We start from the raw sequence: 12,690 nt of genomic DNA, 5'->3' as shown, positions 1-12,690 counted from the left end.
GTTACCTCCTATGAGAACTAAGGGTCCTTTTGGCTGCGTGTGCGGCAATGTGATTCGCCGCGACGAAGCCGAAGGTCATCGCGGGGCCGATGGTCGCCCCCGCACCGGCGTAACTGCGTCCCATCACCGGGGCGGAGGTGTTGCCCACCGCGTACAGGCCCGGTACCACCGTGTCATCGTCGCGGAGCACGCGTGCGTACTCGTCGGTCCGCAGGCCACCCGAGGTCCCGAGGTCGCCGAGGACGATCCGGAATGCGTAGTACGGCGGTTTGCCCAACGGGTACAGGTTCGGGTTGGGTAGCGTCGGGTCCCCGTAGTAGTTGTCGTAGACGCTGTCCCCGCGGTTGAAGTCGTCGTCGTGGCCCGTGTCGGCGAGTTCGTTGAAGCGGCGGGCGGTTTCGGCCAGGTTGTCGGCAGGCACACCGATCTCGGCCGCCATGTCCCGCCACGTCGTCGCCGCCTTGACCACGCCCGATTCCAGCCACGCCGCGGGGACCTTACGGCCGGTGGGCACCGGCGCTCCCGGGATTTTGGGTATCGGCAGGTGGCCGCCGATGACGTAGCGATTCCACGACCTGTGGTCGGTGATCAACCAGCAGGGGATGTGGGTGACCCCAGATTTCTGCCCGTCGATCATCGCGTGGCCGAAGTCCATGTACGGTGCGGCCTCGTTGATGAAACGCTTGCCGTTGCCGTTGACGATGAACTGCGCCGGCATCATGCGTTCGTTGAGCATGAACTGCATTCGGCCGTCCGGCCAATGGATGGCCGGGAACCACCACGCCTGGTCGAGCAGCTCCGTTGCCGCGCCTAGCTTTTGGGCCGCACGGATGCCGTCGCCCATGGCGGCGGGGTTGCCGAAGCTCCAGTCCTGGTCGACAACGGGCAGGAGTTCCTTTCGCCAGGCCAGGTCGTGGTCGAAGCCTCCGGACGCCAGGATGACCCCCAGGCGCGCGCCGATCCGCTGCATCTTCCCGTTTCGTTCGACCGTCACACCGCTCACCGCCCCCGCGGCGTCGGTGAGCAACTCGGTCATCGGGGAGTCCAGCCATAGCGGGATGCCGCGTTCGCGCATGGTCAACCTGAGCCGGGCCGCCAGTGACTGGCCGATCGCCGCCATGCGCTCGCCGAAGACCCGCGCCCGTACCATCCGCGAGATCAGCTTGAGCAGCACGGCCTTGCCGGACCATGATTGCCGGATCCGGTAGAAGGTGCGAAGCTCCTTGGGGCCCAGCCAGATTCCCTTGGGTGCTAGTGCCAGGGGCTGCAGCAGCCGCTGCTCGTCGGGGCCGAGCTTGCGCAGATCGATGGGCGGCACGTTGATCGTGCTGCCGAGTTCGGATCCGCCGGGCAGTTCCGGGTAATAGTCGGCGTAGCCGGGTTTCCAGACGAACTCACACCATCCGGAGAGCCGTTCGAGGAATCCGAGCATTTTCGGGGCGGACTCGACGTACTGCCGGATGCGCGCCTCACTGACCAGTCCGTCGGTGATCCGGCACAGGTATTCAACGACGCGTTCGGGTTCGGGGCAGTAGCCCTCCCTGCGCTGGGCGGGCGCCCCTGGAACCCAGATGCCGCCGCCGGACAGGGCGGTGGAGCCGCCGAAGAAGGACGACTTCTCCACGACCAACGCGTCCAACCCGGCGGCCTGGGCGGTCAGCGCCGCCGTCATGCCGCCGCCGCCCGAGCCGACGACGACCACGTCGACGACGTGGTCGAAACCGTCTGGTGCCGCGGTCATTCCGGCACCGCCGTCCTGATGGCGAAGCCGGCGATCAGCTCGGCGGCCGGTTTGTAATAGCGCCCGACGATTTGGTAGGGACCCGCACTCGCCAGCGCCGCGAACGCGGCGACCCAGGTCCGGATCTCCTGGGCGGAGCTGCCGCCCTCGTGGGCCACGAACGAATTCGACCACCGGTCGAGTTCGTCCAGCCGGCCGTCGTCGACGATCTCGAGGAACCGCTGATCCCACACCGGGTTCAGTTCCTGCAGGTCGCTGTCGCCGGCGGCGAAGCTCTTGGCCGCGTCGATCACGGCCGCCTGCCGCGCTTGCCGCTGCTCGGGTGTCATCGGCCGGCCGTGCACGATGCGCTCGAGCACCGGCGGCGGCGCGGTCGCCAGGGTCGGCACCGGCGGGCTGTGGGACAAGCCACCGGATCCCAGCAACAGCACCCGCTTGTCCAGTGTGGCCAGATAGGCGCCGACGGCGGTACCGAGCGCCCGGCAGCGATGCAACGGCCCCAATGGCACGCCGATCGCGTTGATGAAGATGGGTATGACCGGGCGAGAGGTGGCTTCCCCGAACAGCTTCTCGAGCGGCTGCACGGTGCCGTGGTCGACGTCCATGCAGGCCGAGACGGCGACGTCGACGCCCGCGTCCAGCACGGCCTTCGCGCATCCGGTCGCCAGCTTCTCCGGGACGTTCAGCGGACCGGCATGGGTGCCGTAATCCCCGACCCCGTTGGCGCTCGTGCCGATACAAAAGGGCGGCATCATCTTGTAGAAGAAGCCGTTGTAGTGGTCCGGGGAAAAGACGATCACCAGGTCGGGGTCGTAGTCGTCGACGAAATGCCGGGCGTCGGCGATCGCGGATTCGATGTCGTCAAGCAGGTCCCGCGACGGCCCCGGAAGATTCAGGAGCGGGCTGTGCGACATACAGCACAGAGCCAGTGCCACTTTGCGGATCACCCCCTCGCGGCGTAAGCGTGAGGGCGTCCAGGAGGGCGGCGCTGAGGTCGGGCGCGCGCTGAGCGATGCAGGCGCCGGCGATGCACCGGTCGGGACGCAGGAACAACACCGATTCCTGGTGGGTGTCGAACCACGATTTGACGGCCCCGTCGCGATCGCCGACGAGCACGACGTCGGGATCGTCGTGCCCGGTCCAGTTCAGCTGGGTCAGTGGCCGCAGCGCAAAGAACCGGGCGCCCAGCGCTTTCCAGTTCGCAAAGGCAACGTCGCCGAGGATCCTGCGGGGGTGGTTGTTCCAGCACAGCACGGCGAACCAGTCCCCGAGCACATCGTCCAGCAGCACGTTCCGGCGATCGCGGGTGTCGACCCTGGGCTGGATGAACAGGGTCCCCACCGGCGAATCCGCGCGGCCGGGAGCACTGTGCACAACGGCGCCCTGCTCGTAGCGCGGCATCGGCTTGAACCGCATTTCCAGCACATACCGCTTGAGCGACGGCACAATTGACGCCGACCGCACCAGCAGGTCTCGCACACCGGTAATCCGCCGGTTGGTCGGCGAGATCACTCGACCCACCATTGTGGACAGGTCGATCATCGCCCGCGCGTGTTTGCGGCGCTCCACGTCATAGGTGTCCAGGAGCTTGTCGTCGGCGCGGCCGCTGACCACCGCCGCGAGCTTCCAACCCAGGTTGGCCGCGTCCCGGATTCCGCTGTTGTAACCCTGGCCCTGCCATACCGGCATCAGATGCGCGGCGTCCCCGGCCAGTAACATGCGGCCCTTGCGGAACGCGCCGGCGATTCGCGAGTGATGCGTGTAGACCCGCCGACGGATCACGTCGACGCGGTCGGGATGCGGCACCATCCGGGCCAGCATCTGGGTCAGGAATGCCGGATCCTCCGCCTGCTCGTCGGTCTCGTCGGCGTGAATCATGAACTCGAACCGGCGAATTCCGTGCGCGATCGAGATCGAGGCGTACGGGCGTTCGGGGTCGGCGCCCACCTCGCTGTTGGGGTGGCCGAGCGGGTCGTTGGCGATGTCGACCACCAGCCAGCGCGTGGACGATGTGGTTCCATCGAACGACACGTCCATCATGCGGCGGGTCATGCTGCGGCCCCCGTCGCAGCCGACCACGTAACGCGCACGCAGGCTGGACTTTTGGTGGTCGCGCCCGCCGCCGAGTTCGACGGTCACCCCGTCGTCGTCCTGCCGGCAGGCGGTCATCGGTCGTCCCCACCACACCTGGACATGCTCGAACCGGTCCAGGCCAGCCAGCAATTCGGCGTCGACGAGGGGCTGCACGAAGCCATTGCGCTTCGGCCACCCGAACCGGGCGTCGGGCGGGGCCATTTCGGCGAGGACGCGCCGCTTGGCGTCGACGAACCGCAGGATCTGGTTCGGCACCGTGTGCGGCACGACCCGGTCGGCCAGCCCGATCGACTGGAAGGTCCGCAACGCCTCGTCGTCGAGCCCCACCCCGCGCGGATAGTCGATCAGCGTGTCCCGTTCCTCGACCAGGATGGTGCTAATGCTTTGCAGACCAAGGATGTTCGCCAGCGTGAGGCCGACCGGTCCCGCCCCGACCACGACAACGTCGGTCTCGATTCCTGCCGGCTCACGCCCCGGGTCGACCATCACCGCCCCAGCAGGAAGTCAAGATGCAGACGATTGAACGTCTTGGGGTCCTCGTACTGAGGCCAGTGACCGCAGCCGGGCATCACCTCGAAGCGCGCGTTGGGAATCATCGACGCGATCCGGCGGCCCTCGGTCACGTCGGCGGTCGGGTCGTCACTGGTCCACAGCACCAGCGTGGGCGCGATGATCGCACCGTACTCGTCGGGGCCGATGATGTTGCGCGCCCGAATCTCCGGGTCCTGCAGCGCCATGATGTCCCGCATGGCGTCGACGAACCCCGGTTGGCGATAGACGCGTTGGCGGCTGGCCACCAGGTCGTCGTAGTCCTTGGACTTGTCGGCCATCAGCCACTTGATCCGCGCCTGCACCGTCTCCCAGGTCGGGTCCTCGGCGGCGGCCATGGACAGCGTGATGATCCGCTTCATCACGACCGGGTCGGCCTGCGAGCCGCCGGCGGTGTTCAGGACGAGCCGGTCCACCACGTCCGGATGGTCGATGGCGGCGCGGGTGGCCACCCAGCCGCCCAGCGATTCACCGCTGATGCAGGCGCGATCGACACCGATGGTGCGCAGGACCGCCATCAGATGCTCGACGTAGTGCCGGACCTCCAGCGGGTGGCCCGGCTTATCGGTATAGCCGTGGCCCAGCATGTCGATGGACCAGGTCCAGAAATGCTCGGCGTGCGCCCCCAGGTTGCGGACGTACGCCTCGGCGTGGCCGCCTGATCCGTGCAACAGCACCAGCACCGGCTTGCCGGGGTCGCCGGCCCGTAGATACCGGGTCCGCACTCCCCCGGCGTCGAGGTAGCCCAGCTCGAATGCGACGCCCTGCAGATCGCTCCAGATGCTCTCGAACTCCGCCACGGTTCCTCTCTGGCCGATGAGTAGGGAAATCTCGTTCTCGTTTTCGACGTACCTTGTGTGCTAATATCGCACACTAATGTGCGTTATATATAGAGCTTCGCTCTCGCGTGTAGGTCTGTCAAGGCTGTGACGGGTTCGGGCACGGGTTCGCAGACGCTGGCCAGGGGACTGACGGCGCTGCAAATGGTGGCGGATTCGCCCGGCGGCCTCACCGTGCAACAGCTGGCGGACCAGGTCGGGGTGCATCGCACGATCGCCTACCGATTGCTGACAACGCTGACCGAGTTTCGGCTGTTGGCCAAGGGAGAGGACGGCCGCTACCGCCCCGCGTCCGGCCTCGCCGTTCTGGGCGCCGCATTCGACCGCAACGTGCGCCAAGTCAGCCTTCCGACGCTGCGTGCCCTGGCCGACGAGCTCGGCACCACGGTCTCGTTGCTCATCGCCGAGGGCGACCAGCAGGTGGCCATCGCGGTGATCGTGCCAAGCCATGTGGCCTACCAACTGTCCTTCCACGAAGGCAGCCGATATCCGCTGGACCGCGGCGCCGCCGGGATCGCCTTGCTCGCCAGCATGCCGCCGCGCCCGGGAGAGCGAGATCTGGTGACCCGCGCGCGCGAGCGGGGCTGGGTGACCACGTACGGGGAGATCGAGCCGAACACCTACGGCCTCGCCGTGGCGGTGCACCGCCCGCCGCCGTCGCCGCCAACCTGCATCAACCTGATCTCGCACCGGGAAGACGTCGTGATGCGCGGGAAGGATGCGGTCGTCAAAGCCGCGAAACAGTTGTCCGACCTGCTGAGCTGAAGGGGTAGCAATTCATGCCGTGGGACATGCAGGCCGATGTCGTCGTCCTCGGCAGCGGAGGCGCCGGGCTCACCGCCGCGCTCACCGCCGCTGCGGCCGGCGCGTCGGTGGAGGTTTTCGAGAAGGCGCCGACCGTCGGCGGCACCACCGCGGTGTCGGGCGGCGTGGTGTGGATCCCCGCCCACAACCGTTCTCCCGAGGGCGAATTGACGCCCGCGGACGCGCTGCGATACCTGCGCGCGCAATCCCTGGGCTCGATGGACGACGAACTGGTCGAGACCTTCGTGCACACCGGTCCCGCAATGCTCGACTTCGTCGAGGCACACAGCGGGCTGCGCTTCGAGATCGCCACCGGCTTTCCGGACTACCGGCCCGAACTGCCGGGAGGGCAGCCCGGCGGCGGCCGGTCCCTCACCGCGGGGCCGTTCGATCTGAACCGGCTCGGCGAGTGGGGTCGCCGGATCACCGCGTTCCCGGCCGATTGGTCCAACGTCGGTATCGATGCGGAAACGAGGGCGCGCCTGCACGTGACGATCGACCAAGGCAGCGACCTCTGCGTCGCCGGGACGGCGTTGATCGCGGGTCTGCTCAACGGATTGCTGGATGCCGGGGTCACACCCCGGACTGACGCCCGGGCCGAAGAGCTCATCGCCGAGAATGGCGAGATCGTCGGGGTGCGCATCGCCTTGGCCGAGCGAAGCATCCGGGTGCGCGCGCGCCGCGGAGTCGTCCTGGGTGTCGGTGGCTTCGAATGGGATGCGGGTCTGGTCCAGGCATTCCTGCGTGGCCCGATGCACGGCGCGGTGTCTCCGCCCAACAACACCGGAGACGGCCTGCGCATGGCGATGGCGCACGGCGCGGAACTGGCCAACATGGGCGAGGCCTGGTGGGTGCCGATCGTGCAAATTCCCGGCGACACCATCGAGGGCAAGCCACGCAGCCGCAGCGTGCGTCTGGAGCGCACCCGGCCGCGGAGCATCATCGTCAACTCGGCGGGGCGCCGCTTCGTCAACGAGGCGTGCGATTACAACTCGATGGCAGGCGCCTTTCACTACCTCGATCCCCGGGGCGGCTACGTCAACGACCGCGGGTGGATGGTGTTCGATTCAATTCACTTGCAGCGCTACGGGTTCCTCGGCACCGAGCCGGGGCAGCCCGTTCCGGACTGGTTCTGCGAGTCGACGACCCTCGCCGAGTTGGCCGCCAAGACCGGCATCGACGCGGGCGGCTTGGTCCGCACCGTCGAGGGGTGGAACCGCCACGTCGCCGAAGGCGCCGATCCCGATTTCGGGCGCGGGTCCAGCGCCTACGACGGCTATTGGGGCGACGACAGCGCGACCGCACTCGCCGGGAAGACCCTCGGCCCGATCGACACCGCGCCCTTCTACGCGGTGCCGGTGTGCATCGGCGCGATGGGCACCAAGGGTGGACCGCGCACCGACCGCGACGGGCGCGTGCTGCACGTCGGTGGTGAACCGATACCGGGCCTGTTCGCCGCCGGCAACGCGATGGCCGGCGTCACCGGACGCGCCTACGGTGGCGCTGGCGGGACACTGGGCCCGGCACTGGTTTTCGGATACCGCGCAGGCCACGCCGCCGCCACCGGGAAGCCCGTCGACCTCAGCTAGCGGGCGACGGGCAGCGATCACTTCTGGCGATCGGCAGCTCGACGCAGATGTGCGTGCCCACCGGAACATCGAGATAGACGAACACTCCCCCGGCGGCCTCCACGCGGGCCCGGTGTGACGCCAGTCCGATGTGGCCCTCGCCGACGCGGCGCGCCACCGTCTCGTCGTTGAATCCCACACCGTCGTCGACCACGTGCAAGACGCACATCTCGTCGGTGATGCCGAGCGTGACCGACGCGCTGCGGGCCCGCGAATGTTGCACCACGTTGGACAACAGCTCGCGCACCACCCCGAACACCACCGGGTCGATGGCGCTCCGAATCGGGTAGTCGATGTCGGTCGCAATCTCGATGCCCGATCGCTGGGCGGCGAAGGTGGCCAGTTGCTGGACCGCGGCCGCCAGGCCGACCTGCTCGAGAACGGCCGGATGCAGCTCGAAAGTCGCCTGCCGCAATCGCTCCGACGCCATCTGCAGCCCGGCCAGCGCGCGCCCCACCCGGTCGTCACCGGGCAGCGCCGCATCCAATTCGACGAGCTCTTGGCGCACGGCCAGGATGTCCTGCAGCGGCCCGTCGTGAATGGATTCCGAGATCCTGCGCTGCTCGACGTCGGACGCGGTCATCGTCTGGGCCAGCAGTTCTTCGCGCAAGGTGCTGAGCCCGGCTATCGACCGGGTATGCCGCTCCTCAACGCGCACGGCCACAAACGCTGTGACACACAAGAACCCGTAGAGCAGGAACCGGAATGTGGCCTCGGTGACGCCGATCGAGCCGACCATCTCCGGGTCCTCGAGCACCGCGATCGCGAATCCCACCATGGAGAAGATCAGCACCATCGCCGCGCGCCGGGACGAGACGTCGAGTCCTATCAAGATCGGCAGGGCGGTCATGATCAGCAACGGGTGCAGGCCGTTGGTGGACAGCACTTGGAAGACCGTCAGCACGACAACATCGACGACGGTGAACGCGAACGGCTCCAGGCGGCCGACCCGGGCCAGCCGGCCCCGGCCGAGCCATCGCCGGCTGCGTGAAAACGCCAGCGCCAGCGCGCAGAGCGCGACCCCCGAGTACGCGATGATCAGCACAGTTTGCTGGGCCCACTCGGACCGGCGGGTGCCGCTGATCATCGCAGCGATCATCAGGCCCACCACACCGATCCGCAGGACCGCCGCAAGCCGGTACGAGCGCAGCTGGTGAAGCCGGCGCACCCGACCCAGTTCCACGTCACTGGCGACCGCCACGCGAACACAGTACTCAGCCGCGGCGGCTCCGTCGGGGCAAACCGCGCCGACGCGCATCAGCGTTTCGGCCGATTGCCGTCGACTCTTTGCGGGCTAGACTCATCGCCATGGCCGGCCCAGCATCGTCCGAAAAGGTGCGGGTGGTTGTCGGGGACGATCACCCGCTGTTTCGGGAAGGCGTTGTGCGCGCGCTCTCGTCGAGCGGTTCGGTGAATGTCGTCGCGGAGGCCGAGGATGGCTCGACGGCACTGGAATTGATCAAGCAGCACTCTCCCGACATCGCCCTGCTCGATTACCGGATGCCCGGCATGGATGGCGGACAGGTGGCGGCGGCGGTGCGGAGTCAGCAGTTGCCGACCCGCGTCCTGTTGATCTCGGCGCACGACGAGCCCGCCATCGTCTACCAGGCACTGCAGCAGGGGGCCGCCGGGTTCGTGTTGAAGGACTCGACGCGCAGCGAGATCGTCAAGGCCGTGCTCGACTGCGCGCAGGGCCGCGACGTGGTGGCGCCCGCGCTGGTGGGAGGCCTCACCGCGGAGATCCGTCACCGGGCGGAACCGACAGGTCCCGTGCTCAGCGCGCGAGAACGCGAGGTACTCAACAGGATTGCGCGCGGTCAAAGCATCCCCGTGATCGCGGCCGAGCTGTATGTGGCCCCGTCCACGGTCAAGACCCACGTCCAACGCCTGTATGAGAAGCTCGGCGTCAGCGATCGCGGAGCCGCCGTTGCCGAAGCGATGCGGCAAGGCCTGCTCAGCTAGCGGGCGACCAGTGGCCCGGTTCGCTCACCGGGGCCGGACGCTCCGTGCGCAGTTGTGCGTTCGCGAACGCGGCCGCCTCGCCGACAAGGCGCCGAGCCCGGCGTTCCACCTCGTAGAGGTGGGCGGCGCTGACGCCCGCACGGGTCAGCTGGCGCCGGGCGTAAACCAGCGGATCGACTCCGGCGGGGTGGCTGGTCCGGTAGGTGACCGCCTCGACCAGGGCGGGGCCACCGCCGGCGCCGGCTCGCTGCACGGCCTGGGCGACCGAGTCATGCACCGCCACAACGTTCTTGCCATCGACCGACAGCACGGGCAGTCCGTGGCGCTCGCGCGGACCCCGGCGCACACCGGACCCGTCGCGAATGTTTTCGACGACGAACACCACGGGAAGGCGCCACGACAGCGCGATCGTCGCGGCCGATTTGAACTCGGCGGAGTTCACCGCGTCGTCGCCGACGACGCACAGCGTGACCTTGCCTCCGCCGGCCACCTGCTGCGCGTAAGCGTCGCCGAGCGCGAACAGGATCGATCGCCGCAGCGGGTTCGACGTGGCGAATATCTGCTTCCATTCGGCCGCGAACGGGCTTTCCTGCACACCGCCGGCCGCGACCGGACTCGGCGCGATCATCTCGGCGATGGCCGGTCCCAATGGCAGGACGCGACCGACTCGCTGGGCGTGTTCGAAATGGCGGATCGCGGTGCTCATGATGTCACCCGGCCGAAGCGCCGCGATCGTGCCGACGGCCACCGCCTCTTGGCCGAACGCGGCCACCATGGGGCCGTTGAGCAGACCGTCGATTCGCGACTCTTCCAGTGCCATGTCGAGCAGTCGCAGAACCCACATCTGGCGGTACAGCTCCAGCTGTTCACCGAGGTGTGCGGCCGACAGTTCGGGTGTGCGAGCCATTGCCGGGTCTCCTAACTCATCGCGGATCGTGCCGTTGAGCACAAGATCAACGTAGGGAGATCGGTGCGGCCTGGCCTCCGCCGATCGGTCCGCAAACGGGATGAATCCCCATTCCCCCGATCGGGGGACAAGGCGGGGCGTCAGTCCGGCTCTTGCGGGGCCGGCGACAGCAGCCGTTCGGCCGCCGAGTACGGGTCCTGGTCGCCGTCGACGACCGCCTCGGCGAGCCGGTCGAGGTCCGGCCGGCTGCGCAACCGCGTCTGCGCCAGTGACAGGATCTGCGCTTTGGCGCGGGACAGTCGCCGCGCGCGACTGTCGGCGCGGTGGTGGTCCTCGATCGCGGCCACCAGTTCCGCGACGCCCTGCCCGCGGTCGGCGATGAGGCTGAGGATCGGGGCGTCGGTCTCGGCCCGCAGGTCCCGCACCGTCTGCGCGGCACCGTCGCGATCGGCCTTGTTGACGACGACGATGTCGGCGACTTCGAGCACCCCCGCCTTGGCGGCCTGGACCGCATCGCCCGCACCGGGATTGAGGATGACGACGGTGGGGTCCGCGACGGCGGCGATCTCGATCTCGGACTGCCCGACCCCCACCGTCTCCAGCAGGACCACGTGGTAACCGATCGCCCCCAGCAGGCGGATGGCGGCCGGGACCGCCGCGGCCAGTCCCCCCAGATGACCGCGGGTCGCCACCGACCTGATCAACACGTCGGAGTCGTTGATGTGCGCGGCCATTCGTATCCGATCGCCCAACAGCGCACCGCCGCTGAACGGTGACGACGGGTCCACCGCCAGCACCGCCACCCGGCACCCGCGTCCCCGGTAGGCGCCGACCAGGCCGGCGATCGTCGTCGACTTGCCGGCCCCCGGCGGCCCGGTGATGCCGATGACGCTGACCGGCGTGGGCTCGATGCTCGCCAGCACCTCGTCGCGGCGCTCGCCCTCGACCAGGGAAAGGAGCCGACCCGTCGCGCGCGGAGATCCGTTGCGCGCGCCGGCAATCAAGTCGGCGATCTCCATCTAGGGGGCGGGGACCTCGATGACGGTCGCGGATCCCATCCCGCCGCCCGCGCACATGGCCGCGACCCCGAATCCACCACCACGACGACGCAATTCGTGCACCAGCGTGACCAGCATCCTGGCGCCCGTCGCCGCCACCGGGTGCCCGAGCGAGCAGCCGCTGCCGCTGACATTGACCTTGTCGGGATCGAGGTCGAGCAGCTTGACGGTGGCCACGCACATCGCGGCGAAGGCCTCGTTGATCTCGAACAGATCCACGTCCGAGAGCGAAAGCCCGGCACGGGCAAGCGCTTTCGGGATCGCTTCCACCGGTGCGAGCCCGGTGATGGCGGGGTCGACGCCGACCGAGGCCCAGGAGCGCAGGGTCGCCAACGCCGGCAGGCCGAGTTCGTCGCTCGCGATCGTCAGCGCCGCCGCACCGTCGTTGGCGCCGCACGCGTTTCCTGCCGTGATGGAGAACCCCTCGATCTCCGGATGCAACGGCTTGAGTGCGGCCAGCTTCTCCATGGTGGTGTCGCGGCGGGGGTGCTCGTCGACCGCGAACAGCCCGTGCGGCGTCTCGATCGGGACGATCTCCTCTTTGAAGCGGCCCTCGTCGATCGCGGCGATGGCGTTGCGGTGCGAACGCAGCGCCCACGCGTCCATCTCTTCGCGACTCACGCCGGCCCTCACCGCGGCGTTCCAGCCCACGGTGATCGACATGTCAAGGTTCGGCGCCTCCGGACTGTCCGGGTGGGTCGGGGGGAACCAGTCGACCCAGTCGCCGTCCACCTGCATCCGCGACCGCGGGGACGTGGAGGCGGAGTTCACGCCGCCGGCGATGACAAGCCGGTCCATCCCGGCGCGAACGCTCGCCGCCGCACTCTGCACCGCCGCCTGGCCGGCCGCGCAGTGGCGGTTGTTGGCCAGGCCGGGTACCTGGGTCATGCCGGTCGTGACGGCGGCGTGGCGTGCGATCACGCCGCCGCCGTAGAGCCCTTCGCCGAGGATCACGTCGTCGACTTGCGTGGGGTCCAGGTCCTTCGCCGTCTCGGAGACCACGTGGTGCGCGAGGTCGAAGGCACTGGTGTCGCGCAACGTGCCCTTCCGTGCGGTGCCAATGGGGGTGCGCAGGGCGGACACGATGACGGCTTCAGGCACGGTCTTC

11 protein-coding genes are annotated in these 12,690 nt (G+C 68.5%); 3 read left to right on the top strand and 8 right to left on the bottom strand.

Annotation, left to right across the window (positions count from 1 at the left end; all coding sequences use genetic code 11):
- Nucleotide 1 precedes the first annotated feature (1 nt).
- The 4 genes from A9X04_RS13975 to A9X04_RS13960 are packed head-to-tail and all read right to left on the bottom strand — an operon-like array spanning nucleotide 2 to nucleotide 5,184.
- On the bottom strand, nucleotides 2-1,741 hold the full coding sequence (locus tag A9X04_RS13975) for an FAD-binding protein (RefSeq protein WP_067921231.1): 1,740 nt from the start codon (nucleotides 1,739-1,741) through the stop codon (nucleotides 2-4).
- The gene (locus A9X04_RS13970) at nucleotides 1,738-2,655 is read right to left on the bottom strand and encodes a 3-carboxyethylcatechol 2,3-dioxygenase (RefSeq protein WP_067921229.1); all 918 of its coding nucleotides are present in this window, start codon (nucleotides 2,653-2,655) and stop codon (nucleotides 1,738-1,740) included. Before A9X04_RS13970 ends, A9X04_RS13975 begins: the two co-directional genes overlap by 4 nt.
- Nucleotides 2,603-4,321 carry a bifunctional 3-(3-hydroxy-phenyl)propionate/3-hydroxycinnamic acid hydroxylase gene (locus A9X04_RS13965; protein WP_067921227.1) on the bottom strand — a complete coding sequence of 573 codons (1,719 nt, stop codon included), beginning with the start codon at nucleotides 4,319-4,321 and terminating at the stop codon, nucleotides 2,603-2,605. Before A9X04_RS13965 ends, A9X04_RS13970 begins: the two co-directional genes overlap by 53 nt.
- Nucleotides 4,321-5,184, bottom strand: coding sequence for an alpha/beta fold hydrolase (locus tag A9X04_RS13960; RefSeq protein WP_067921225.1), 864 nt, complete (start codon nucleotides 5,182-5,184; stop codon nucleotides 4,321-4,323). The genes A9X04_RS13965 and A9X04_RS13960 overlap by 1 nt, the downstream gene beginning before the upstream one ends.
- A gap of 126 nt (nucleotides 5,185-5,310) precedes the next feature.
- Between A9X04_RS13960 and A9X04_RS13955 the strand changes: the two genes are divergently transcribed.
- Nucleotides 5,311-5,988, top strand: a complete 678-nt coding sequence (locus A9X04_RS13955) for an IclR family transcriptional regulator (RefSeq protein WP_067273918.1) — start codon at nucleotides 5,311-5,313, stop codon at nucleotides 5,986-5,988.
- A 14-nt stretch (nucleotides 5,989-6,002) separates the two neighbouring features.
- Nucleotides 6,003-7,616, top strand: a complete 1,614-nt coding sequence (locus A9X04_RS13950) for an FAD-dependent oxidoreductase (protein WP_067921223.1) — start codon at nucleotides 6,003-6,005, stop codon at nucleotides 7,614-7,616.
- Here the strand turns inward: A9X04_RS13950 and A9X04_RS13945 are convergent.
- Nucleotides 7,609-8,856, bottom strand: a complete 1,248-nt coding sequence (locus tag A9X04_RS13945) for a sensor histidine kinase (RefSeq protein WP_067921313.1) — start codon at nucleotides 8,854-8,856, stop codon at nucleotides 7,609-7,611. The genes A9X04_RS13950 and A9X04_RS13945 overlap by 8 nt on opposite strands.
- Nucleotides 8,857-8,963: 107 nt before the next feature.
- Between A9X04_RS13945 and A9X04_RS13940 the strand changes: the two genes are divergently transcribed.
- Nucleotides 8,964-9,617 carry a response regulator transcription factor gene (locus A9X04_RS13940; RefSeq protein ID WP_067921222.1) on the top strand — a complete coding sequence of 218 codons (654 nt, stop codon included), beginning with the start codon at nucleotides 8,964-8,966 and terminating at the stop codon, nucleotides 9,615-9,617.
- Here the strand turns inward: A9X04_RS13940 and A9X04_RS13935 are convergent.
- The 3 genes from A9X04_RS13935 to A9X04_RS13925 form a co-directional block, all read right to left on the bottom strand.
- The gene (locus A9X04_RS13935) at nucleotides 9,610-10,524 is read right to left on the bottom strand and encodes a thiamine pyrophosphate-dependent enzyme (RefSeq protein WP_067921311.1); all 915 of its coding nucleotides are present in this window, start codon (nucleotides 10,522-10,524) and stop codon (nucleotides 9,610-9,612) included. The two genes, A9X04_RS13940 and A9X04_RS13935, sit on opposite strands and share 8 nt — an antisense overlap.
- A gap of 140 nt (nucleotides 10,525-10,664) precedes the next feature.
- Entirely contained in the window at nucleotides 10,665-11,543 is an 879-nt protein-coding gene (gene meaB / locus A9X04_RS13930; protein WP_067921220.1) for a methylmalonyl Co-A mutase-associated GTPase MeaB, read from the bottom strand.
- Nucleotides 11,544-12,683 (bottom strand): thiolase family protein, encoded by a 1,140-nt coding sequence (locus tag A9X04_RS13925; RefSeq protein WP_067921309.1) that lies wholly within the window; start codon nucleotides 12,681-12,683, stop codon nucleotides 11,544-11,546. It lies immediately after the preceding gene.
- Nucleotides 12,684-12,690 lie beyond the last annotated feature (7 nt).

Source organism: Mycobacterium sp. E3247, assembly GCF_001667785.1.
Lineage (GTDB): Bacteria > Actinomycetota > Actinomycetes > Mycobacteriales > Mycobacteriaceae > Mycobacterium.
Note: the sequence above shows the minus strand (reverse complement) of the source record. Positions and strands in the feature narration are given on the sequence as shown.

Coding starts and splice junctions, on each gene's coding strand:
- A9X04_RS13975 (WP_067921231.1), bottom strand. CDS start 1,741: ATGACCGCGGCACCAGACGGTTTCGACCACGTCGTCGACGTGGTCGTC.
- A9X04_RS13970 (WP_067921229.1), bottom strand. CDS start 2,655: ATGTCGCACAGCCCGCTCCTGAATCTTCCGGGGCCGTCGCGGGACCTG.
- A9X04_RS13965 (WP_067921227.1), bottom strand. CDS start 4,321: ATGGTCGACCCGGGGCGTGAGCCGGCAGGAATCGAGACCGACGTTGTC.
- A9X04_RS13950 (WP_067921223.1), top strand. CDS start 6,003: ATGCCGTGGGACATGCAGGCCGATGTCGTCGTCCTCGGCAGCGGAGGC.
- A9X04_RS13940 (WP_067921222.1), top strand. CDS start 8,964: ATGGCCGGCCCAGCATCGTCCGAAAAGGTGCGGGTGGTTGTCGGGGAC.
- A9X04_RS13935 (WP_067921311.1), bottom strand. CDS start 10,524: ATGGCTCGCACACCCGAACTGTCGGCCGCACACCTCGGTGAACAGCTG.
- meaB (WP_067921220.1), bottom strand. CDS start 11,543: ATGGAGATCGCCGACTTGATTGCCGGCGCGCGCAACGGATCTCCGCGC.